The organism is Nocardia sp. CDC159 (assembly GCF_023740735.1).
GTDB classification, from domain to species: Bacteria; Actinomycetota; Actinomycetes; order Mycobacteriales; family Mycobacteriaceae; genus Nocardia; species Nocardia pulmonis.
Window position 1 is genome coordinate 480,267 of sequence record NZ_JAMRXH010000003.1, and the last position, 22,543, is coordinate 502,809.

General features: G+C 68.8%; 24 protein-coding genes. 9 read left to right on the plus strand and 15 right to left on the minus strand.

Annotated elements, in window-relative coordinates:
- Together recO and NDR87_RS09170 are read right to left on the minus strand one after the other, a co-directional pair.
- Complete coding sequence (recO, locus tag NDR87_RS09165; RefSeq protein ID WP_251910698.1) at positions 1 to 774, minus strand: DNA repair protein RecO; 774 nt, start codon at positions 772 to 774, stop codon at positions 1 to 3.
- 42 nt (positions 775 to 816) lie between these two features.
- Positions 817 to 1,230, minus strand: coding sequence for a hypothetical protein (locus NDR87_RS09170; RefSeq protein WP_251910699.1), 414 nt, complete (start codon positions 1,228 to 1,230; stop codon positions 817 to 819).
- 178 nt (positions 1,231 to 1,408) lie between these two features.
- Between NDR87_RS09170 and NDR87_RS09175 the strand changes: the two genes are divergently transcribed.
- Positions 1,409 to 2,821, plus strand: a complete 1,413-nt coding sequence (locus NDR87_RS09175; RefSeq protein WP_251910700.1) for an amidase — start codon at positions 1,409 to 1,411, stop codon at positions 2,819 to 2,821.
- Positions 2,822 to 2,848: 27 nt separating this feature from the next.
- On the opposite strand, the gene era is transcribed toward NDR87_RS09175, so the two are convergent.
- From era to NDR87_RS09205, 6 genes are all read right to left on the minus strand, one after another.
- Positions 2,849 to 3,751, minus strand: a complete 903-nt coding sequence (era, locus tag NDR87_RS09180; RefSeq protein ID WP_251910701.1) for a GTPase Era — start codon at positions 3,749 to 3,751, stop codon at positions 2,849 to 2,851.
- Complete coding sequence (locus NDR87_RS09185) at positions 3,748 to 4,110, minus strand: cytidine deaminase (protein ID WP_251910702.1); 363 nt, start codon at positions 4,108 to 4,110, stop codon at positions 3,748 to 3,750. The genes era and NDR87_RS09185 overlap by 4 nt, the downstream gene beginning before the upstream one ends.
- Entirely contained in the window at positions 4,103 to 5,443 is a 1,341-nt protein-coding gene (locus NDR87_RS09190) for a hemolysin family protein (RefSeq protein ID WP_251910703.1), read from the minus strand. Before NDR87_RS09190 ends, NDR87_RS09185 begins: the two co-directional genes overlap by 8 nt.
- Entirely contained in the window at positions 5,440 to 5,994 is a 555-nt protein-coding gene (gene ybeY / locus NDR87_RS09195) for an rRNA maturation RNase YbeY (RefSeq protein ID WP_251910704.1), read from the minus strand. The genes NDR87_RS09190 and ybeY overlap by 4 nt, the downstream gene beginning before the upstream one ends.
- A 436-nt stretch (positions 5,995 to 6,430) precedes the next feature.
- The gene (locus NDR87_RS09200; RefSeq protein WP_251910705.1) at positions 6,431 to 7,450 is read right to left on the minus strand and encodes a PhoH family protein; all 1,020 of its coding nucleotides are present in this window, start codon (positions 7,448 to 7,450) and stop codon (positions 6,431 to 6,433) included.
- Between the two features lie 249 nt (positions 7,451 to 7,699).
- On the minus strand, positions 7,700 to 8,587 hold the full coding sequence (locus NDR87_RS09205) for a LysR family transcriptional regulator (RefSeq protein WP_251910706.1): 888 nt from the start codon (positions 8,585 to 8,587) through the stop codon (positions 7,700 to 7,702).
- 100 nt (positions 8,588 to 8,687) lie between these two features.
- Here NDR87_RS09205 and NDR87_RS09210 point away from each other — a divergent pair, with 100 nt between their 5' ends.
- From NDR87_RS09210 to NDR87_RS09220, 3 genes are all read left to right on the plus strand, one after another.
- Positions 8,688 to 9,947 carry an MFS transporter gene (locus tag NDR87_RS09210; RefSeq protein WP_251910707.1) on the plus strand — a complete coding sequence of 420 codons (1,260 nt, stop codon included), beginning with the start codon at positions 8,688 to 8,690 and terminating at the stop codon, positions 9,945 to 9,947.
- A gap of 12 nt (positions 9,948 to 9,959) precedes the next feature.
- Positions 9,960 to 11,036 carry a phospho-N-acetylmuramoyl-pentapeptide-transferase gene (mraY, locus tag NDR87_RS09215; protein ID WP_251910708.1) on the plus strand — a complete coding sequence of 359 codons (1,077 nt, stop codon included), beginning with the start codon at positions 9,960 to 9,962 and terminating at the stop codon, positions 11,034 to 11,036.
- 75 nt (positions 11,037 to 11,111) lie between these two features.
- On the plus strand, positions 11,112 to 11,591 hold the full coding sequence (locus tag NDR87_RS09220) for a nitroreductase family deazaflavin-dependent oxidoreductase (protein ID WP_251910709.1): 480 nt from the start codon (positions 11,112 to 11,114) through the stop codon (positions 11,589 to 11,591).
- Between the two features lie 49 nt (positions 11,592 to 11,640).
- Here the strand turns inward: NDR87_RS09220 and NDR87_RS09225 are convergent, their stop codons facing one another.
- From NDR87_RS09225 to NDR87_RS09255, 7 genes are all read right to left on the minus strand, one after another.
- Positions 11,641 to 12,114 carry a hypothetical protein gene (locus NDR87_RS09225; protein ID WP_251910710.1) on the minus strand — a complete coding sequence of 158 codons (474 nt, stop codon included), beginning with the start codon at positions 12,112 to 12,114 and terminating at the stop codon, positions 11,641 to 11,643.
- An 84-nt stretch (positions 12,115 to 12,198) separates the two neighbouring features.
- Positions 12,199 to 12,939: a 16S rRNA (uracil(1498)-N(3))-methyltransferase gene (locus NDR87_RS09230; protein ID WP_251910711.1), complete on the minus strand. Its 741-nt coding sequence runs from the start codon at positions 12,937 to 12,939 to the stop codon at positions 12,199 to 12,201.
- Positions 12,940 to 14,088, minus strand: a complete 1,149-nt coding sequence (dnaJ, locus tag NDR87_RS09235) for a molecular chaperone DnaJ (RefSeq protein WP_251910712.1) — start codon at positions 14,086 to 14,088, stop codon at positions 12,940 to 12,942. It abuts the gene before it with no gap.
- 76 nt (positions 14,089 to 14,164) lie between these two features.
- Positions 14,165 to 15,199 carry a heat-inducible transcriptional repressor HrcA gene (hrcA, locus tag NDR87_RS09240; protein ID WP_251910713.1) on the minus strand — a complete coding sequence of 345 codons (1,035 nt, stop codon included), beginning with the start codon at positions 15,197 to 15,199 and terminating at the stop codon, positions 14,165 to 14,167.
- Positions 15,200 to 15,372: 173 nt separating this feature from the next.
- Positions 15,373 to 15,579 carry a hypothetical protein gene (locus NDR87_RS09245; protein WP_251910714.1) on the minus strand — a complete coding sequence of 69 codons (207 nt, stop codon included), beginning with the start codon at positions 15,577 to 15,579 and terminating at the stop codon, positions 15,373 to 15,375.
- Between the two features lie 114 nt (positions 15,580 to 15,693).
- Positions 15,694 to 16,875 (minus strand): radical SAM family heme chaperone HemW, encoded by a 1,182-nt coding sequence (hemW, locus tag NDR87_RS09250; RefSeq protein WP_372494126.1) that lies wholly within the window; start codon positions 16,873 to 16,875, stop codon positions 15,694 to 15,696.
- A 97-nt stretch (positions 16,876 to 16,972) separates the two neighbouring features.
- A complete protein-coding gene (locus NDR87_RS09255; protein WP_251910715.1) occupies positions 16,973 to 17,377 on the minus strand; it encodes an SgcJ/EcaC family oxidoreductase in 405 nt (134 codons plus the stop codon).
- Positions 17,378 to 17,535: 158 nt separating this feature from the next.
- On the opposite strand from NDR87_RS09255, the gene NDR87_RS37855 reads away from it, so the two are divergent.
- The 5 genes from NDR87_RS37855 to NDR87_RS09275 all read left to right on the plus strand — a co-directional run bounded on the left by NDR87_RS37855 (position 17,536) and on the right by NDR87_RS09275 (position 22,479).
- Positions 17,536 to 17,628, plus strand: coding sequence for an Ms4527A family Cys-rich leader peptide (locus NDR87_RS37855; RefSeq protein WP_368854180.1), 93 nt, complete (start codon positions 17,536 to 17,538; stop codon positions 17,626 to 17,628).
- A gap of 128 nt (positions 17,629 to 17,756) precedes the next feature.
- Positions 17,757 to 19,535, plus strand: coding sequence for a nitrite/sulfite reductase (locus NDR87_RS09260; protein WP_251910716.1), 1,779 nt, complete (start codon positions 17,757 to 17,759; stop codon positions 19,533 to 19,535).
- A gap of 15 nt (positions 19,536 to 19,550) precedes the next feature.
- The gene (locus NDR87_RS09265; RefSeq protein ID WP_251910717.1) at positions 19,551 to 20,267 is read left to right on the plus strand and encodes a phosphoadenylyl-sulfate reductase; all 717 of its coding nucleotides are present in this window, start codon (positions 19,551 to 19,553) and stop codon (positions 20,265 to 20,267) included.
- Positions 20,246 to 21,178 (plus strand): sulfate adenylyltransferase subunit CysD, encoded by a 933-nt coding sequence (gene cysD / locus NDR87_RS09270; protein WP_251910718.1) that lies wholly within the window; start codon positions 20,246 to 20,248, stop codon positions 21,176 to 21,178. Before NDR87_RS09265 ends, cysD begins: the two co-directional genes overlap by 22 nt.
- A complete protein-coding gene (locus NDR87_RS09275; RefSeq protein ID WP_251910719.1) occupies positions 21,178 to 22,479 on the plus strand; it encodes a sulfate adenylyltransferase subunit 1 in 1,302 nt (433 codons plus the stop codon). The genes cysD and NDR87_RS09275 overlap by 1 nt, the downstream gene beginning before the upstream one ends.
- The last annotated feature ends 64 nt before the right edge of the window (positions 22,480 to 22,543 follow it).

The following is a 22,543-nucleotide window of genomic DNA, read 5'->3' on the forward strand; positions in this document are numbered from 1 at the left end:
TCAGCCGACCCGGCTCTCGGCCTCCTCTGCCGTCGCATGCGGGCGGGAGCGCTCGATCAGCGGCAGAGTGCGCAGCTGGCGTTCCAGATGCCATTGCAGATGCGCCGCGGTGAGGCCGCTGGCCTGGCGGCGCACACCCTCGGGCACGACGTCCAGGCCGGACCAGTCGCCGCGATAGAGGGCGCTCATCAGCTCCAGCACGCCCAGGGCTGGGGTGGCCGAGCCGGGTGGTCGGCAGTGCACGCAGACCGCTCCCCCGGCCGCCACGTGGAAGGCGCGGTGCGGGCCGGGGGTGGCGCAGCGGGCGCATTCGTCCAGGGCGGGGGCCCAGCCCGCGAAACCCATGGCGCGCAACAGGAATGCGTCCAGGACCAGCTCGTGCGGACGGTGTTTGGCTGCGATGGCGCGCAGGGCGCCCGCGGTCAGGGTGTGCAGCCGCGGTGCGGGGGCGCGCTCCTCACCGGCGAGGCGTTCGGCGGTCTCGAGCACCGCGCAGGCGGTGGTGTAGCGGCCGTAATCGGCGACGATGTCGGCGGCGAACGCCTCCACCGTGTGCACCTGGGTGACGGTGTCGAGATTGCGGCCGGGATAGAGCTGGATGTCGACATAGGCGAACGGCTCGAGCCGCGCCCCGAACTTCGACCGCGTGCGCCGCACCCCCTTGGCCACCGCCCGGACCAGGCCGTGCTGGCGCGTGAGCAGCGTGACGATGCGATCGGCCTCGCCGAGCTTGTGCTGGCGCAGCACTATCGCATGGTCCCGATACAAACGCACGGGCCCATCCTCCCATGCCCGTCCGACGAGGTGGGGGAACCCTCAGGCCCGATCGTCCCGATTCTCGCTGTAGAGCTGTTCGATGCGCGGCGCGTGGATCGTGCGCAGCAGCAGCGTGGTCCATCCGGTCCGGCTGCGGTCGATGCCGAAGTTGTCGGCCTCGACCAGCATCCGCTCCGAGCCCTGCAGTTCCATCGTCACCGCCGGATGGCCGAGCGGAACGTCGACCAGCGCCTCCCGATTGCCCCAGACGACCAACCGGCGTTTACTCATCGCCACCGTGCCCGCCGCGATATCGGTCCAGCTCGAGGAGGCGTAGTGCAGTGCCGTCCGATAGCTGCGCCGCGCCACCGATCCACTGATCGGGCCGAATACGACGATGCCGTCCGACTCCAGCGCCGAACGCAATTGCAACGGCAGCTCTTTCGAGCCGAATGCCCGGGACATCCACTTCACGCGAATGCATGGTAGGCCCGTCGGACCGTTCGCGGGTGGGTGGAATTTGCCCGATCCTGGGAAAACGCCGCGCGCGGACATCACAATTCGAAAACGGCGCACGTCAGCGTGCCTATGTGGACGATTGACCAACTCCAGGTTACCGTTCGGAGCAGGAGTCACGAGACGGAGATCACATATGACCACGGCGTCCACCCGCGACCTCGGACTGGCCGAACTGGCGGCCGCGATCACTCAGGGCAGCACCACCTCGGTGGCGGCGACCACGGACGCGCTCGATCGCATCGAGGCCAGCGGCGGCAGCCTCAACGCGTTTCGGATCGTGCGCCGCGAGCGCGCCCTCGCCGAGGCCGCAGAGGCGGACCGGCGGGTGGCCGCGGGCGAACGCCTGCCGCTGCTCGGCGTGCCGATCGCGATCAAGGATGACACCGATATCGTCGGCGAGCCAACGGCGTTCGGCTGTGGTGGCAGTTTCCCGGCCAAGACCGAGGATGCCGAGGTGGTGCGGCGGCTGCGCGCGGCGGGCGCGGTGATCGTCGGCAAGACCAATACCTGCGAAATCGGCCAGTGGCCGTTCACCGACGCCGCGGCGTTCGGCTACACCCGCAATCCGTGGAGCGCCGGGCACACCCCCGGCGGATCCTCCGGCGGTTCGGCCGCCGCGGTGGCGGCCGGATTGGTCCCGGCCGCCCTGGGTTCCGACGGCGCCGGATCGGTCCGCATCCCCGCCTCGTGGACGAACCTGGTCGGCATCAAACCGCAGCGCGGGCGCATCTCCACCTGGCCGCTGCCCGAATCCTTCCACGGGCTGACCGTGCACGGACCGCTGGCGCGCACGGTCGCCGACGCGGCGCTGCTGCTGGACGTGGCCGCCGGGGCGCATCCGGGCGACCGGCACACCCCGCCGGAGGTCACCGTCTCCGATGCGGTGGGCCGCGATCCGAGACGACTGAAAATCGCGCTGTCGCTGCGCATTCCGTTCACCGCCACCCGGACCGCGCTCGACCGGGAGATCGCCGCGCGGGTGCACGGTGTCGCGGGCGTGCTGCGGCGGCTGGGACACGAGGTGACCGTCGCCGAACTGCACTACGGCGTCCTGCTGGGGGCGAGCTTCCTGCCCCGCTCGATGGCCGGTATCCGTGCCGAACTGGCGAAACTGACCGGCGCGCAGGTCGATTCGCGCACCCGCTTCAACGCGACGATGGGCCTGTTCCTGGGCGGTCCGGCACTGGCCGCCGCCCGCGCGGCGGAACCGTTGCTGCACAAGCGCATCGGCCGCTTCTTCGACGACTACGATCTGGTCCTCGCACCCACCACCGCGACCCCGCCACCAGCGGTCGAGGCCATGAAGGGCCTGAGCGTCGCGGCCACCGACGCGCTCATCACCGCCGCCTGCCCCTACACCTGGCCGTGGAACGTCCTGGGCTGGCCGAGCGTCAACGTGCCCGCCGGATTCACCGCGGCCGGACTGCCCGTCGGCGCGCAGCTCATGGGCCCGGCGTGTTCGGAGCCGCTGCTGGTTTCGGTCGCGGCCCAGCTGGAATCGGAACTGCGCTGGCAACGGCACCGCCCCGAGCCCTGGTGGGAGTGATACGCCCTGGTGACGACGTCGGTGTGATCAGAAGCCCAGCTTGCGCAGTTGCTTGGGGTCACGCTGCCAATCCTTGGCGACCTTGACGTGCAGGTGCAGATAGATGCGCGTGCCCAGGATGCGTTCGATCTGCTTGCGGGCGGCGGTGCCGACCTCCTTGAGCCGGGCCCCGCCCTTGCCGATGATGATCGCCTTCTGGCTGGGCCGCTCGACGTAGAGGATGGCGTGTACGTCGAGCATCCCCTCGGTCTCCTCGCGCGGGAGCACCTCTTCGATGACCACCGCGAGCGAGTGCGGCAGTTCGTCACGCACGCCCTCGAGCGCGGCCTCGCGGATGAGCTCGGCCATGAGGGTTTCCTCGGGCTCGTCGGTCAGCTCCCCGTCGGGGTAGAAGGCCGGGCCCTCGGGCATTTTCGAGGCGATGACGTCGATGAGGACCTCGACCTGCTCGCCCTTGACCGCCGACACCGGGACCACTTCGGCCTCGGGTCCCAGCAGCTGCGAGACCGCCAGCAGCTGTTCGGCGACCTGGTCGCGGCCCACCTTGTCGATCTTGGTGACCACGCCGATCAGGGTCGTCTTCGGCGCCATCTGCCTGACCTGCTGCACGATCCAGCGATCGCCCGGTCCGATCTTCTCGTCGGCGGGAATGCAGATCGCGATGACGTCGACCTCGGAGTAGGTGTCGCGCACCAGATCGTTGAGCCGCTGGCCCAGCAGCGTGCGGGGCCGGTGCAGGCCGGGGGTGTCGACCAGGATCAGCTGGGCGTGCTCGCGATGGACGATGCCGCGGATGGTGTGGCGGGTGGTCTGCGGGCGCGAGGAGGTGATCGCGATCTTCTGACCCACCATCGCATTGGTCAGGGTGGACTTGCCGGTATTGGGGCGGCCGACGAAACAGACGAAGCCGGAACGGAATTCGTCGCTCATGCGGACACCTCGGGGTCCTCGACGGTGTCGTAGATCGCGCCGCTGCGGTCGGTGAAGATGATCCGCGCCGACGGGGAGACCTCGTGCACCGCGGCCACGCCGGGATCGCGCAGCTGCCCGCCCATCACCACCGCCGCCTCGAAACCCTCGGCGCCGCTGGAGATCGCGGCCGCGACCGCCGACTGCAATGCGGTGAGCCGCAGGGCGGTCAATGCCACCTCGCCCGCGGCGTAGGTACGCCCGTCGGTATCCCGCACGGCCGCACCGCTCGTGCCGCCCGTGCGGCCCAGCGCGCCGCGCGCCAGCACCAGCAGCTTGTTGTCCTCCGCGTCCAGGCCGTTGCCCGCGCGTTCACTCATCGCCATCTCCATCCTCGTGGCCCGGAGTCCGGCCGGGCTCGGCCCCGTTACGCTCGGGTTCGACCTTCTCCGCGGGCTTTTCGGGCGCCCGCTTCACCACCACCGTGTGCACCCGGACCCGCCCGCGCGCATCGGCGCCGCCCTCACCGCGCAGCTGCAGTCCGTGCACCACGGCCTTCGAGCCGGGCAGCGGCACCCGGCCCAGCGCGTGCGCGAGCAGGCCGCCGACGGTGTCGACGTCCTCCTCGTCGATCTCCATCCCGAACAGCTCGCCCAGATCCTCCACCGAAAGTCGTGCCGACACCCGGTATTTGCCGTTGCCGAGCTCCTCGATCGGCGCGATCTCGTCGGTGTCGTACTCGTCGGCGATCTCGCCGACGATCTCCTCGAGCACATCCTCGATGGTCACCAGGCCCGCGATGCCGCCGTATTCGTCGACCAGCAGCGCCATATGGTTGCGGCGGCGCTGCATCTCGTCGAGCAGCGCGTCGAGCGGCTTGGAGTCGGGGACGAACACCGCCGGGCGCATCACCTCGCGCACCCGCACCTTCTTACCCCGATCGGCATAGGGCACAAGGTCTTTCAGATAGACCACGCCGAGGATGTCGTCGACGTTCTCGCCGATAACCGGGATGCGCGAATGCCCGGACCGCACGGCCAACGACATCGCCTGCGCCGCGGTCTTGTCCGCCTCGATCCACACCATCTCGGTGCGCGGCACCATGACGGCACGGGCGAGGGTGTCGCCGAGTTCGAAGACCGACTGGATCATCCGACGTTCCTCGGAGTCGACCACGCCGCTCTGCTGGGCCATGTCCACGACCTCACGCAGCTCGATCTCGGAGGCGAAGGGGCCGTTGCGAAATCCCTTACCGGGGGTGATGGCATTACCGAGGACGATGAGCAACCGGCTCACCGGCCCGAGCAGCGCGCCGATGGCCTGCAGCGGCAGGCTCGCGCCGAGTGCGATCGAGTAGGCGTGCTGGCGGCCGAGCGTGCGGGGGCCGACGCCGATGACCATGTAGTCGACCACGACCATCGTCACCGCGGTGATCAACAGCGCCCAGCCCGCGGACAGATGGTCGTCGAGGGCGGCGGCCAGTAGTACGGTCGCGGTGATTTCGCAGGTCAGGCGTAGCAGCACCATGAGGTTCACATAGCGGGGCCGATCGACCACCAGGCGGGCCAGTCGCCGCGCGCCCGCGCGGTCGGCGCGCACCAGATCCTCGACGCGGGCCGGGGAGATGGTGACCAGCGCCGCGTCGAGGGCCGCGAAGATGCCGCCCACCGGAACCAGCAAGATCGCCAGGAGCAGCAGGAGCAGCGAATTCACGCCGGGTCCAAGGGATCACCGGCGTCGGTGAACCCGGTCTTGCCCAGCAGCCTGCGGTCGCGCTCGGCGAGTTCGGCACGGCGCTGCGCCTCGCGCAGGCTCTCGTACCAGTCGGCGAGCAGCTGGCCCTGCAGGCCGAACATCTCCTTCTCCTCCTCCGGCTCGGCATGGTCGTAACCGAGCAGATGGAGGACGCCGTGCACGGTGAGCAGCGCCAGCTCGTGATCGAGGGAATGCCCCGCCTTGACTGCCTGCGCGGCCGCGAACTCCGGGCACAGCACGATGTCGCCGAGCATCGACGGCCCCGGCTCGGCACTGTCGGGCCGCCCACCCGGCTCCAACTCGTCCATCGGGAACGACATCACATCGGTGGGCCCCGGCAAATCCATCCACCGCATATGCAGATCGGCCATGGTGTCGAGATCGACCAGCACCATCGACAGCTCGGCCGCCGGATGCACATCCATCTGGCCGATCACAAACCGCGCGACACTGACCAGCTCTTCCTCGGATACATCCATACCCGACTCGTTGGCGATCTCGATACTCACGGGCCACAGCTTATGTCACCGCAAGGCCCTCGCTTCGCATCGCGCTGCGCTGCGAAGCGAGGAACAGGGGAGGCCGCACCGCGACGCCCCACCTCCCCGCAACGTCGCCTTACTCCCTCTCAGCGCCTTACTTCCCCACAGCCCTTATTTCCCCACAGCCCCTACTGCCTCACAGCGTGGCCTCACTCCCCCGCAGCGCCACCCCACCTCGTTTCCTCGTCGTGCAGCGCAGCGCGGCGCACGGCGAGGACTCAGCGACGCCCTGCCTCCCCCGCAACGTCGCCTTGCTCCCCCGCAACGTCGCCTTGCTCCCCCGCAGCGACGCCTTGCTTCCCCGCAGCAACGCCTTGCTTCCCGGCAGCAACGCCTCACTCCCCCGCAGCGACGCCTACTCTTTTCCCTCGCCGTGCCGCGCAGCGCGATGCAAGGCGAGGATTCAGCGACGCCCCGACCGCTCCGCCGCCCGGCGCTGGGCGCGGTTGCCCGGATAGTGCGCCGCCACATTCGGTCGCGTTTCGGCCTCGTAGCGGCCGTAGGCGTCGACGATCTCCGCGACCAGGCGGTGGCGGACCACATCGCTCGAGGTGAGTTCGGCGAAGTGGATGTCCTCGACGTCGGACAGGATGTCGCTGACCACCCGCAGGCCGGACTGGGTGCCGCCGGGCAGATCGATCTGGGTGATGTCGCCGGTGACCACGATCTTGGAGCCGAAGCCCAGGCGGGTCAGGAACATCTTCATCTGCTCGGGCGTGGTGTTCTGCGCCTCGTCCAGGATGATGAACGAATCGTTGAGGCTGCGACCGCGCATGTAGGCCAGCGGCGCGACCTCGATCACGCCGGACTGCATGAGCTTCGGAATCGCCTCCGGATCCATCATGTCGTGCAGCGAGTCGTAGAGCGGCCGCAGATACGGATCGATCTTCTCGTTGAGCGTGCCCGGCAGGAAGCCCAGCCGCTCCCCCGCCTCCACCGCGGGACGGGTCAGGATGATCCGCGTCACCTGCTTGCTCTGCAGCGCCTGCACGGCCTTGGCGACGGCCAGATACGTCTTGCCGGTACCGGCCGGGCCGATGCCGAACACGACCGTATGCGCGTCGATGGCATCGACGTAGCGCTTCTGGTTGAGCGTCTTGGGCCGAATCGTCTTGCCCCGCCGCGACAGGATGTCCAGGCTCAGCACCTCGGCCGGGGAATCCGACGATCCCTCGGTGAGCATGGAGTACGTGTGCCGCACCGCCTCCGGGGTGACCACCCGGTTGCGGCCGGTCAGCGCGACCAGCTGCTCCACGACCCGCTCGGCCAGCGCCACGTCGGCGGCCTTGCCGGTGAGGGTGACCGCATTGCCGCGGACATGGATGTCCGCGTCGAGCAGCCGCTCGAGTTCGCGCAGATTCTCGTCGGCCGATCCGAGGAAGCCGAAGACGGATTCAGGGGCAAGTTCGATGCTGGAACGCACGGTCCGTGCGGCGGGACCCGAATCGTCGCCGCCGACGCCGAGGCCGGCCGTAGGAGTTGTCGGGTCGCCGAATTCACCTTGAGTTCGCAATAGTGGCTATGGCCTGCTTTCCGGTCTCGAACGAGTGCTTCTGTGTGATGAAAGTTTAACGCGGACGACCGACAGCGCCCAGTGAATAAGTGGCAACCCGCAGGTCACGAGGCGGTTCCAGATTTCGCCAGGAGGTTTGAACGAAATTCGGCGCACCGGTCATCGCTGCGCCCACTCGAATGCGTAGCCCCGGAACCGCCGGACCGCCTCCGAGGCCGCGGAATCGGCCGACCAGATCAATCCCACGGCCCGCGCGGCGCCGGGGTCGGCGAGCGGGACCAGGACCGGCCCGGGAGCGGGCCCACGCACCGGCGCTTCCTCCAGGGGCAGCACCGCCACCCCCAGGCCCGCGGCGACCAGCCCCGCGACGGTCACCAGATCACTGGACTCCAGCCCGATCCGCGGCCGAAAATCCGCTGCCGCACAGAGCTCGTCGAGGATGCGCCGCATCCCGAACCCGGGATGCATGGCGACGAATTCGGCATCGGCGGCCTCGACCAGCCGCACCTGCCGCCGCCCGGCCAGCCGATGATCGGCGGGCACGGCCAACGCCAGCCGCTGCCGCAGCAGCGTGCGCCAGCCCAGCCCGGCCGCGTCCGGTTTCGGCGAGACCAGCCCCAGATCGGCCGACCCGTCGAGCACCCGGGCGGTGACCACCTGGGCGGCGTCCTGGCTGAGCGTGAAGGTGATCCGGCCCGACCCCCGCCGGAATCCCGCGATCAGCTCCGGCACCAGTCGCGCGCCGAAGGAGTGCAGAAACGACAGCCGCACCACCCCCATGGCCGGATCGGCCAGGTCGGCCAGCTCGCGCCCCGCGGCATCGAGTTCGGCCTGCGCCCGGCGGGCGTGTTCGTAGTAGATGCGGCCGAAATCGTTGAGCGCCAGGCGCTTGCCGTGCCGATCGAACAGCGCCACCCCGAGCCGCCGCTCCAGCCGGGCCAGCATTCGCGACAGCGTCGGCTGCGATACGTGCAGCCGCTCGGCCGCCGCACCGACGTGTTCCAGCTCGGCGAGGGTGAGCAGCCAGTGCAAATCGTCACTCGGCATGTTGCCTCCCAGTCCGGCACCAGCGCTAATACAGAGATTGCATGTAAACCGCTTCTATTATGCATTTCCTTTCGAAAGCGAACCTGCCCATGCTGACCTTATGACCGTCGTGACCGCCCCCGCCGATACCACCCACGAGCGCAAGATCACGCTGTCGCTCTTCGCGGCGGGCCTGACCACCTTCGCCTCGATGTACAGCGCCCAAGCCCTGCTGCCCAGCCTCTCGGCCGCCTTCGACGCGACGCCGGCGCACGCGGCGCTGGCGGTCTCGCTCACCACCGGCACGCTGGCACTGGCGATCGTCCCGGTGAGCGTGCTGTCCGGCCGGTTCGGCCGCACCCGGGTGATGATCACCTCCGCCGTCGCGGCGGCGATCATCGGGCTGCTGGTGCCGCTGAGCCCGAATCTCGAGGTGCTGCTGGCCGGGCGGGCGCTGCAGGGTCTGGCGCTGGCCGGGGTCCCCGCGGTCGCGATGGCGTATCTGGCCGAGGAGATCGGGACCGGCGGGCTCGGCGCGGCCATGGGCGTATACGTCGCGGGGACCAGTGTGGGCGGGCTGGCCGGACGGCTCATTCCGGCGTTCGTCCTCGAGGGTGCGTCGTGGCGCTGGGGCGCGGCGGCGGTCGGGGTCGCGGCGGCACTGTGCACGGTGTTGTTCGTGCGCGAACTGCCGCAGTCGCGCGGATTCGCCCCGCGATCGCTCGACATCGCCACGCTGACAAGGGATCTGACCGGACATCTGCGCCACGGCACGCTGCTCGCGCTGTTCGCACTGGCGTTCCTGCTCGTGGGCGGCTTCGTATCGGTGTACAACTTCCTGGGCTACCGGCTGGTCCACGAGCCGTTCGGATTGTCCGCCGCCACAGCGGGTCTGGTGTTCGTGCTCTATCTCGGCGGCACCGCGTCCTCGGCCGTCGCGGGCCGCCTGTCCGACCGGCTGGGCCGCCCCCGCGTGCTGGCCGTCGCACTCGTGGCGATGGCCGCCGGGCTGGCGCTGACCCTCCCCGACCGCCTCCCGACCATCGTGGTGGGCGTATTGCTCTGCACCATGGGCTTTTTCGCGGCCCATTCCATCGCCAGCGCCTGGGTGGGCACCGCCGCCCGGCACAACCGCGCCGCCGCCTCGTCGCTCTATCTGTTCTTCTACTACCTCGGCAGTTCCGTCGCGGGTGGCGCGGCGGGCATTTTCTACGCGCGGCACGGCTGGACGGGATTGACCGTCTATGCGGGAGTTCTCCTCGCGGCCGGGGCCTTTTCGGCCACGTACCTGGCTCGCCGCACGGAACCGGAGCGGCGAAAGGTCCTCGGCGCCAACGACTCGACGCCACCAGCCGGAGAATCCGCCCCTGATCTTGGTTAATATCTGATCTCGATGAGGCAAATCCTGTTCTCGGCGATGATCGCGCTGGCGGTATCGATCACATTGACCCCGTTGTTGATCAAGCTGTTCGCTCAGCGGCGGCTCGGTCAGGAGATCCGCGTCGACGGACCCGCCAGCCACCAGTCCAAGCGCGGCACCCCCACCATGGGCGGCATCGCGATCATCGTGGGCATGTGGGCCGGTTACCTCGGCTCCCACCTGATCGGAATCCGCTACCACGCCGAGGGCCCCACCGCCTCCGGCCTGCTCGTCCTGGCCCTGGCCACCGCCCTGGGCGTGGTCGGCTTCCTCGACGACTTCATCAAACTCCGCAAACGACGCAACCTCGGCCTCACCGCCAAGGGCAAATACGTCGGCCAACTGGCCGCCGCGGTCGTCTTCGGCCTACTCGCCCTGCGCTTCCCGAGCAATACCGGCCTGACCCCCGGCAGTCGCCACCTGTCCTTCGTCCGCGACGACGCCACCCTCTCCTTCTGGGTGGTCATCTTCCTGCTCTGGGTCTGCTTCCTGGTGGTCGCCTGGTCCAACGCCGTGAACCTCACCGACGGCCTGGACGGTTTGGCCGCCGGCACCATGGGTTTCGCGCTCGGCGCCTACACCATCATCACCTTCTGGCAATACAGCAACGCCTGCGCCACCAAACCCGGCGTCGGCTGCTATCACGTCCGCGACCCCCTGGACCTGTCGCTGGTCTGCGCCGCCGGTGCCGCGGCCTGCGTCGGCTTCCTCTGGTGGAACGCCGCTCCCGCGAAGATCTTCATGGGCGACACCGGCTCCATGGCCCTGGGCGGCCTGCTGGCCGGCCTGTCCATCACCACCCGAACCGAACTCCTCATGGTGGTCGTCGGCGCGGTCTTCTTCGCCGAAATCCTCTCGGTCCTGCTCCAAATAGTCGTCTTCCGCACCACCCGCCGCCGCCTGTTCAAAATGGCCCCCTTCCACCACCATTTCGAACTGGGCCAGTGGGCGGAGACCACGGTGATCATCCGCTTCTGGTTGCTGGGCGGGATCGCGGCGGCCTTCGGGCTGGCGTTGTTCTACGGGGAGTACTTGGCCGCGATCGGGTGAATCCGATGATCGACAGACCGCCACAGCGCTGCCAAATCTCTGTAAGAAATTGCCATCATGCGATCCAATGGACGTATGTCGATCATGGCGCGGCTGGTTGCCGCCAGCACGCGGTTCACCACTCGCGGGGTCTATCTGGGCCGACGATCGTCGAAGGTGCATGTGGCGTTGTATCGCCGGACGAACGGCAAGGTCGGCGGACGATTGCCGGGCTGGCCCGGTGCGCGAATTCTGTTGCTGGATCACGTCGGCGCGCGCAGCGGCGTTCGCCGCACCTCCCCGGTGATCTATCTCGACTACGGCGATTCGGTGGTGGTGGCGGCCTCGAAGGCGGGGCAGCCGACCCACCCGGCGTGGTATTTCAACCTGCGCGCCCACCCGGACACCACCATCCGGATCGGGTCCGAGGTGCGTCCGGTTCGGGCGCGCATCGCCGATGGGGCTGAGCGAGAACAGCTTTGGACCCGCTTGGTCGATGCCTTCCCGGGCTACGCGTTCTATCAGAAGTCCGCGGGCAGGCGTCGCATACCGATCGTGGTCCTCGAACCGCGCTGAGCGGTCGAGCCGGAGACTGCCCGACCGCCCGCGGACCGACGAGGAGGCTTTATGTCTCGTTCGTCGTGGTCTGTTCCTCCTCCATGGCGGGCTGGACGAATTCGACGCCCTCCTCCACGAACGTCGCCAGCGTCTCGCCCTCGGCATCCTCGAGCTCGGCCTCGATGGTCACCGGCTCCGACTTGTCCAGGGGATCGCTGAATTCCCCGACCGTCGCGGTCAGCGTCTCGGTGGTCTCTTCCTCGGAGCAGTCCACCTCCTGGGTCACCTCGGCGAGGGGAACGTCCTCTTCTTCGGGCTCACCCTGCGTCACCGTCACGGTCAACGTCGCGGCGGTCGCCTCCTCACAGCTGTAGGTGACTGTGACCCGGGCGGCGGTGGCAGGCTCGACCTCCTCCGTCGCGACCTCCAGTGTGGCCTTCTCACCCTCGGAATCCGACTCCGCCGACGCGGGCCCGGCCCCCAGCAGTGCCGCGAACACCCCGAACGCGGCGACCCCACAACCAATCCTGGACGTCCTCATATACGCACCTTCCTGCCGGATGGAAATTGCCTTACCGCCAAGTCTTCGGAGCGGGGCAATCCTGGGATTGGTGCGAAACGCGGCCTACCAGCGCGGCGTGAGCGCGCCCAGCGCGCCGAGCGCGACCGCCGCCGCCGTGGAGGTGCGCAACACGGTCGGTCCGAGCAGCACCACCTCGGCCCCCGCCGCGGCCAGGGCGGACAATTCGCTGTCGTCCAACCCGCCCTCGGGGCCGACGATCAGCACCACTCGCGACGCCGTGGCCAGGGGCAGATCGACGAAACGGGCAGTGCCCGATTCGTGCAGCGCGGCGACAACACCGTTGTCGCCCTTGACCTCTCGCACCAGCTCCAGCACGTCCGCGGTGCGATACAACTCGGTCACCTCGGGAATCCGGGCGCGGCGGGACTGCCGTGCGGCCGACCGCGCCGCCGCGCGCCACTTGTCGACGCCCTTGCGCGCCTTACCTTCCCAGTTCGCGACGCAGCGAGAAGCCTGCCAGGGCACGATCGTGTCGGCCCCGGCCTCGGTCATCAACTCGACGGCCAGCTCGGAGCGATCCGACTTCGGCAGCGCCTGCACGACGGTCACCGGCGGCGAAACCGGCTGGGCCACGCTGCGACTCAGGACCTTCAGCTCCAGCCGATCCTTACCGGTCGCGACGACCTCGGAGTCGGCGAGCAGACCCGCGCCGTCGGACAGCGTGATGGGCTCGCCGACCCGGATGCGCCGGACGGTCGCGGCATGACGGCCCTCGGGACCGTCGAGCACCGCGACGCCGCCGGGCTCGGGAATGTCGTCGAGATAGAAAACCGTCGCGGCCACTCAGCGCCCGCTGAAGGAGGCTCGTAGTCGGGCGAACAGGCCGCTGTTGTGTTCGGACTGCGCCGACAGCACCTCGGTGCGCTCGTTGCCGCGCAGCGCCTTGTACTTGCGCAGCAGATCGGTCTGCTTGGCGTCGAGTTTGGTGGGCACCACGATGTCCAGATGCGCGATCAGATCGCCGCGCGCGCTCGAGCGCAGCTTCGGCATGCCGTGCCCGCGCAGCACCGACACCTCACCCGGCTGGGTGCCCGGCGGGATGGTCAGTTCGGTCGGTCCGTCCAGAATCGTGTCGATGACGACCGTCGCGCCCAGGGCGGCCTCGACCATCGGCACCCGAATCGTGCAGTGCAGATCGTCGCCGTCGCGGACGAAGGTGTCGTGCGGCTGCTCGACGATCTCGACATACAGATCACCGGCCGGGCCGCCGCCGGGACCGACCTCGCCCTGCGCGGCCAGCCGCACCCGCATGCCGTTGGCCACACCGGCCGGAATCGGCGCGGCGATCTCGCGGCGCGCCCGCACCCGGCCGTCACCGCCGCACTTGCGGCACGGATCGGGAATGGTCTCGCCCGCGCCGCGGCAGGTCGGGCACGGCCGGGAGGTCATCACCTGGCCCAGGAACGACCGCTGCACGGTCTGAATCTCGCCCGCGCCGCCACAGGTCTCACAGCGCACCGGCTTGGAGTTGCCATTGGTGCCCGAACCCTGACACAGATCACACAGCACCGCGGTGTCGACGGTCAGATGCTTGGTCACCCCGACCGCGCATTCGGCCAGCGAAAGCCGCGTCCGCAGCAGCGAATCCGCACCCGGCTGCACCCGCCCGCGCGGCTTGCGCGGACCGGCCGAGTTCATCCCGCCGAAGAACGCCTCGAACACATCGCCCAGGCCGCCGAATCCGGTCGCGAAACCGGAGCCGCCCGAGCCGCCGGTTTCCAGCGGATCGCCGCCCATATCGACGATGCGCCGCTTCTCCGGATCGCTGAGCACCTCATACGCCGCCGACACATCCCGGAACTTTTCCTGCGCGTCCGGATCCGGGTTGACGTCGGGGTGCAATTCCCGCGCCAGCCGACGGTAGGCGCGCTTGATCTCCTGGTCGGACGCGTTGCGCCCGACGCCGAGGATTCCGTAGTAGTCCCGTGCCACTTGTGTCTCTTCTAGTCCTGTTCCGAAGGTGTATCGCATCTGTCCCGCTCCACAGCCGAACCATGCCGCGAATCGCTCATCGTTCGGCGAGCACCTCGCCGATGTAACGGGCGACCGCGGCGACCGAAGCGATGGTCCCGGGGTAGTCCATCCGGGTCGGACCCAGTACCCCCATGGCGCCGAGCACCGCGCCCGGCACACCGTACCCGGTCGAGACGACGGAGGTTCCGCGCATCTGCTCGACCTGGGTCTCCTCACCGATTTGCACGGTGACCATGCCCGGCTGCTGTGCCGCGGCAAGCAGTTTCAGCACGATCACCTGCTCCTCGAGCGCCTCCAGGACCGCGCGCAGCGATCCGGGGAAGACGCCGAAATCGTTGGCGTTGCGAGTGAGATTGGCGGTGCCGCCGAGTACGAGCCGCTCCTCGGGATGCTCGACCAGCGTCTCCACCAGCACCGTCGCCACCCGCACGAGCACGTCGCGCAGCCGGGTGGGCGCATGCTCGGGCAGCTCGGCGATGGCGGCCGAGGCCGCGGCCAGGCGCTTGCCGTCCATGGCCTTGCCGAGCAGTCCGCGCAGGGCCGCCAGATCCTCGTCGTCGATCACCGCGCCCAGATCCACCAGGCGCTGATCGACCCGGCCGGTGTCGGTGATCACCACCAGCAGCAGCCGCGCCGGATTGAGCGCGACCACCTCGATATGCCGCACGGTCGACGCCGACACCGTCGGATACTGGACCATCGCGACCTGGCGAGTCAGCTGGGCCAGTAATCGCACGCCGCGCCGCAGCACGTCGTCGAGATCGACGCCGTTCTCCAGGAAATCGAGGATGGCCCGGCGCTCGGCCGTGGACAGCGGCTTGACCTCGGCGATGTTGTCGACGAACTGCCGGTAGCCCTTGTCGGTCGGAATCCGGCCGGAGCTGGTGTGCGGCTGGGTGATGTAGCCCTCGGCCTCCAGCACCGCCATATCGTTGCGCACGGTCGCACTGGACACGCCCAGGTTGTGCCGCTCGACCAGGGTCTTCGAGCCGATCGGTTCCTTGGTCGCGATGTAGTCCGCGACGATCGCACGCAGGACCTCGAGTCGCCGCTGTTCGGTGCTCGACATAGGTCCCACCTCCTCGCTCGCCATCGGGTCCGCCCGGGGCACGCGACCGCCCCACAGCAGCCGCGATCGCGCGGATCCCCGGTTCATCCGAGATCCAGTTTAAGTCCAGGATCGCGAATAGTTAGCACCCGCGCTAGTGCAGTGCTAGCAGGCGAGCGAACCGAATGCGCGGCTCAGTCCACGAGCGAGTCCCGGCCGGCCTGCGCGTCCAGGCCCAACATGGTCAGCAGGCGGACGCAGTCGTCCGCATCGGTGGAGTGGCTCGCAACCGCCCGGGCGGCCAGCGCGCCCAAACGGGCGGACTCGGCCTTCTCAGCGGCTCTGGCCTCGGCGAAATCGCTCTGGTCGTGGACAAGGGTGACACGGCGTGCCTGGGACATGGGACTCCTCGGGGTCATCTCGGACCCTACGCCCACCACGTGCTCCGGAACAGCTCAACGTCTCAAACTTGTCCGCGTTCGCACGTATCGGGACGGTCGCCACCGCCCGAACAGCTAATCGACGGCGGTCAGCAGGTCGCGCACCACCGCGTCGGCGAGCAGGCGGCCACGATCGGTGAGGATCAGACGATCGGCGGCGATGACGGCGAGACCGTCGGCGACCACCCGCTCGGCCGCGAGTCGTTCCGCCGGGGCGAGATCGGGCAGGGGTAGCCCGGTGCGCAGCCGCACGGTCAGCATCACCCGCTCGGTATGCCGCTCCTCGCCGGTCAGCGCCTCCCACCCGGCCACGGGCAGACCACCGTCGGCGACCCGTGCGGCATAGCGCGCCGGATGTTTGACATTCCACCAGCGCACACCGCCCAGATGACTGTGCGCACCCGGCCCCGCCCCCAGCCAGTCGCCACCGTCCCAGTACCCGAGGTTGTGGCGGCAGCGCGCCGAATCGCCTGCCGCCCAATTGGACACCTCGTACCAGTCCAGCCCCGCGGCGGCCAGCCGGGCGTCGATCCGCTCGTAGCGGGCGGCGAGCACGTCCTCCTCGGGCGCGGGCAGTTCGCCGCGGCGCACCTTGCGGGCCAGCGCGGTCCCGTCCTCGACGATGAGCGAATAGGCCGACACGTGATCGACACCCGCGGCGAGCACCGCATCGAGGCTGGCATCGAGATCACCGTCACGCTCGCCCGGGGTGCCGTAGATGAGATCCAGATTGACGTGCTCGAAACCCGCCGCCCGCGCCTCCCGCGCGGCGGCCACCGCGCGGCCCGGGGTATGCGTGCGGTCGAGCACCCTCAGCACATGCTCGGCCGCCGACTGCATGCCCAGCGACACCCGGGTGTACCCGGCCGCCCGCAGTCGCTCGAAGAACCCCGGTGAGGTCGATTCGGGATTCGACTCGGTGGTCACCTCGGCATCGGTGGCCAGGGTGAAGTTGTCGCGCACGGCCTCGAGCACCCGCGCCAGCCCGTCCCCGCCCAGCAGCGAGGGCGTGCCCCCGCCCACGAAGACCGTCGCCACCGGCGGCTGCGCACTCGGCAGCTCCCCGAAAACCCTTGCCGCCTCGGCCAACTCCCCGCGCAGCGCGTTCAACCACGACTGCGGCGAGGCGGAACTGCCCAATTCCCCGGCGGTATAGGTATTGAAATCGCAGTACCCGCACCGGGTCGCGCAGAACGGCACATGCACGTAGATACCGAACGGCCCGCCCCCGAAATCCCGCAGCACCGGCCGCTCCACCTCGGCCGGGGCGGGCGGGCGGAAATCTGCGGAAGTATCGGTCGAGGTCACGGTTCCAGTCTGCCGACCGCCCCGGTGTGCGGTGCGTCCGGGCCGGTCAGTGGTCCTGCACCGGCGTGTTCTGGCAGACGGTCAGCAGCCAGCGCCCGTCCTCCTTGGTCATCACATACAGCGGACTGCCCTCGGAATCGAGGGTGCCGTCGAGGCGAAAGTACCGCTGGCGGATCTTGACCGCGGCGACGTCCGGGCGGACGAAGCGGATGTGGACGATCTCATAGGTCGCATGCCCGTTCGCGGTCGCACCCGGCAGCACCTGCGCGGTGAACTCGGCGATCGCGTCGCGGCCGAGGAGCAGCTTCCCGGCGCCGGTGGTCCAGATCGCCTGGGGGTGGAACAGTCCGATGAACTCGTCGACCAGTTCGTTGCGCTGGGCATGGTCGACGGTCGCGACCACCTCGCGGATCGCGGCGAGGTCGGCATCGGATGGGGCAATTGTCGTCATGGCGACGATCATGAGCCCTCGAGCGCACTCGAGGTCAACGCGCCCGGCTATGACCCATCTCACAAATTAGGTCGGGCGTCCAGGGAATTTCCCTCGTTTTTGCGGAAAATACCCCGGGCCGGTCGGAATGGCCCCGCTGACATGGCACAATAAGCTCCATGACCGGACTTGGAGTGCGATTGGTGGCGCGTCGCCACGTCGACTTCAAGCGCGTGTGCAGTGCCAGCTGTCTGCCGGATCGCCTCCGGTAGCTCGTCCCTGCCCCGGTTTCGGCGTCCCCGTCTCGACGCCCTCTTCCCCGGCCGCGAAATACCGAAGGCGTGAGCCAGCCCCTCCCGCCTGCCGCAAGGCCTGATCACCATCCCGCAGGAGCGACCCCATGACGTCGAGCACCGACGCCGGTCACACCCCGTCCAACGCCAAGCCGGGCAGCGAGCGCCGTGTCCGGCCCGACCGCCCCCGCCGTGCCGAGGTTCCGGCCGGTCCGCGTGAGCGCACCGGCAAGCCCGTTCGCCGCAAATCCGAAGGTCAATGGGCGCTCGGCTACCGCGAGCCGCTCAACCCGAACGAGCAGAGCAAGAAGGACGACAACCCGCTCAACGTCCGCGCCCGCATCGAAAACATCTACAGCAAGGGCGGTTTCGACTCCATCGACAAGGCCGATCTGCGCGGCCGGTTCCGCTGGTGGGGCCTGTATACCCAGCGCGAGCAGGGCTACGACGGCACCTGGACCGGCGACGAGAACATCGACATCCTCGAGGCCCGCTACTTCATGATGCGGGTGCGCTGCGACGCGGGTGCGCTGAACCTGGCCCAGCTGCGCACGATCGCGGGCATCTCCACCGAATTCGCCCGCGACACCGCCGATCTGTCCGACCGGGAAAACGTCCAGTACCACTGGATCGAGATCGAGAACGTCCCCGAGATCTGGCGGCGGCTCGAGGATGTGGGCCTGAAAACCACCGAGGCGTGCGGCGACTGCCCGCGCGTCGTGCTCGGTTCCCCACTGGCCGGTGAGTCGCTCGGCGAGGTGCTCGACCCGACCCCGGCCATCGACGAGATCGTGCGCCGCTACATCGGCGACAAGCGTTACTCCAACCTGCCGCGCAAGTTCAAGACCGCCATCTCCGGCCAGCAGGACGTGGCCCACGAGATCAACGACGTGGCCTTCATCGGCGTCGAACATCCCGAACACGGCCCGGGCCTGGACGTCTGGGTCGGCGGTGGCCTGTCGACCAATCCGATGCTGGCCCAGCGGCTCGGCGCGTGGGTGCCGCTGGAGGAGGTGCCGGATGTGTGGGAGGGCATCGTCGCGCTCTACCGCGACTACGGCTATCGGCGGCTGCGCACCAAGGCCCGGATCAAGTTCCTGGTCAAGGACTGGGGCATCGAGAAGTTCCGGCAGGTGCTCGAGGACGAATACCTCGAGCGCAAGCTGATCGATGGGCCCGCGCCCGAAAAGCCCACCCAGATCGTCGATCACGTCGGTGTACAGCGGCTGCGCAACGGGCTCAACGCGGTCGGTTTCTCCCCCATCGCCGGACGCGTATCGGGCACGATCCTCACCAAGGTCGCCGATGCGGCCGAGCGGGCGGGTTCGGATCGGGTGCGCTTCACCCCGTACCAGAAGTTGGTCGTGCTCGATGTCCCCGACGACAAGGTCGAGACGCTCATCGCGGAACTGGACGCCCTCGGCCTGCAGGCGCGCCCGTCGGTGTGGCGGCGAAATCTGGTGGCGTGCAGCGGTATCGAGTTCTGCAAGCTGTCCTTCGTGGAGACCCGCAAGCGGTCCCAGGTGCTCGCCCCCGAGCTCGAACAGCGACTGGCCGATATCAACGCGCAGCTGGACGTGCCGATCACCATCAACATCAACGGCTGCCCCAACTCCTGCGCCCGCGCCCAGATCGCCGATATCGGCTTCAAGGGCCAGCTGGTCGACGACGGCCACGGGAATCAGGTCGAGGGCTTCCAGGTTCATCTGGGTGGCAGCCTCGGGTTCGACAGTGCCTTCGGGCGAAAGTTGCGTCAGCACAAGGTGACCAGCGACGAACTCGGCGACTACATCGAGCGCGTGGTGCGCAATTTCGTGAAGAACCGCGACTCCGGCGAGCGGTTCGCGCAGTGGGCTGTCCGCGCCGACGAGGCCGACCTTCGGTAACGGGAGATATCAGCTATGGCAACCACTCTGGAGAAGCTGTCCGAGGACGAGCTGCGGAAGATCGCCGAAGACGGTGCGGCACAACTGGGTCCGGATGCCTCGGCCCTCGAGCTGCTGCGGTGGACCGAGGACACCTTCGGCTCCGGCTACATCGTGGCCTCCAATATGCAGGACGCGGTGCTGGTCCATCTCGCCGCACAGGTGCATCCGGGCGTGGACGTGCTGTTCCTCGACACCGGCTACCACTTCGCCGAGACCATCGGCACCCGCGACGCCGTCGAGGCCGTCTATGGCGTCAACGTGATCAACGTGACCCCCGAACACACCGTCGCCGAACAGGATTCGCTGCTGGGCAAGGATCTGTTCGCCCGCGAACCCAACGAATGCTGCCGCCTGCGCAAGGTGGTCCCCCTGCAGCGCTCGCTGTCCGGCTACAACGCCTGGGTCACCGGCATCCGCCGCGTCGAGGCGCCCACCCGCGCCAACGCCCCCCTGATCTCCTTCGACGAGGCGTTCGGCCTGGTGAAGATCAACCCGATCGCCGCGTGGTCCGACGACGCCATGTCCGACTACATCGCCGAACACGGCATCCTCGTCAATCCCCTTGTGGAAGAGGGATATCCGTCCATCGGTTGCGCTCCGTGCACACGGAAGCCGGAACCGGGAGCCGATCCGCGAAGCGGCCGCTGGGCTGGCCTCGCCAAGACCGAATGCGGGTTGCATCAATCATGACTCTCACAGCCACCGATACCGACTTCGACACGCTGGCCGCGCTCGAGTCGGAGTCGATCCACATTTTCCGCGAGGTAGCGGGGGAATTCGAGCGGCCGGTGATCCTGTTCTCCGGCGGCAAGGACTCCACCGTGCTGCTGCATCTGGCGCTCAAGGCGTTCTGGCCCGCGCCGCTGCCGTTCGCGCTGCTGCACGTGGACACCGGGCACAATCTGCCCGAGGTGCTCGAGTTCCGTGACCGGGTGGTGGCGAAGTACGGGCTGCGGCTGCATGTCGCCTCGGTCGAGCAGTATCTGGCCGATGGACGGCTGACCGAGCGGCCCGATGGCATTCGCAATCCGCTGCAGACCGTGCCGCTGCTGGATGCCATCGCCGAGAACCGGTTCGACGCGGTCTTCGGCGGTGGCCGCCGCGACGAGGAGCGCTCGCGGGCCAAGGAGCGCATCTTCTCGCTGCGGGACGCGTTCGGGCGCTGGGATCCCAAGCGGCAGCGGCCGGAGCTGTGGAACCTGTACAACGGGCGGCACGCGCCCGGTGAGCATGTGCGGGTGTTCCCGCTGAGCAACTGGACCGAGCTCGACATCTGGCGCTACATCGCGCGCGAGAACGTCGATCTGGCGTCGATCTACTACGCCCATGAGCGCCCGGTATACCAGCGCGACGGCATGTGGATGACGCCCGGCGTGTGGGGCGGGCCGCGCGAGGACGAGGAGCTGTTGATCCAGTCGGTGCGCTACCGCACCGTCGGAGACGGATCCTCCACCGGCGCAATCCTTTCCACCGCCGCCACCAATGCCGAGATCCTGGCCGAAGTGGCCGCGTCCCGGCTCACCGAACGAGGCGCGACCCGAGGCGACGACCGGGTCTCGGAGGCCGCGATGGAAGACCGCAAGCGAGAGGGTTATTTCTGATGTCCGACCTACTCCGACTGGCCACCGCCGGCAGCGTCGACGACGGCAAGTCCACACTGGTCGGACGCCTGCTCTACGACACGAAATCGGTGCTGGCCGACCAGATCGACGCGGTCACCCGCGCCTCGGTCGACAAGGGCCTTGCGACACCGGATCTTTCGCTGCTGGTCGACGGCCTGCGCGCCGAGCGGGAGCAGGGCATCACCATCGATGTGGCCTACCGCTACTTCGCCACGCCCACTCGATCCTTCGTGCTCGCCGATACGCCCGGGCATGTGCAGTACACGCGCAATACGGTTTCGGGCGCGTCGACGGCGCAGCTGGTGATCCTGCTGGTGGACGCGCGCAAGGGTGTGATCGAGCAGACCCGCCGCCACGCCGCGGTGATGGCACTGCTGGGCGTGCCGCGGCTGGTGCTGGCCGTGAACAAGATCGATCTGGTCGATGACGCGGCCGGTGTCTTCGAGCGGATCTCGGCCGAATTCGCCGAGCTGACCGCCCGATTGGGCTGGGAGGCCGACGATGTCGTGGCGATTCCGGTCTCGGCGCTGCACGGGGACAATATCGCCTCCCGGTCGCGCAACACCCCGTTCTACGACGGGCCCTCGCTGATCGAGCACCTGGAATCGGTGCCGGTTGATGCCGACAGTTCGGGGCGGCATTCCATCGGGCTGCGCTTCCCGGTGCAGTACGTGATCCGCCCGCGCACCGCCGAATATCCGGATTATCGCGGTTACGCCGGACAGGTCGCCGCCGGTGTGGCGGCCAAGGGCGACGCGGTCGTGGTGCTGCCCTCCGGCGTGCGGACCACCATCGAGCGGATCGACACCCCCGACGGCGAGCTGCCCGCCGCCCAGCCCGGCCGCAGCGTCACCCTGATCCTGGCCGACGACGTGGACGTCTCCCGGGGCGATACGATCGTCTCCGCTGTCGACGCCCCCGAGCCGATCGACGCCTTCGACGCCACCGTCTGCTGGCTCGGCGACCGCCCCCTGCGGCCCGGCGCCCGCCTGCTCCTCAAACACGGCACCCGCACCACCCAGGCCATCGTCGGTGCGCTCATCGAACGCTTCGACGAGCAGAATCTCGCCGCCGACCCCGCCCCGGAATCCCTGTCCCTCAACGACATCGGCCGCATCTCGATCCGCGTGGCCGACCCGGTCGCGGCCGACGACTACCGCGTCAACCGCCACACCGGCAGCTTCCTGCTGATCGATCCGTCCGGCGGCAACACGCTGGCCGCCGGCCTGGTCGGCGACGCGCTCACCGCGGTCGAGGTCGGCACCGAATCCGGGGCGTGAAATGAGTTCCGCCGAAGGGGTAGGCGCCGCGCCCTGCGGCCGAGCGGGCGAGGTATCGGCCGTC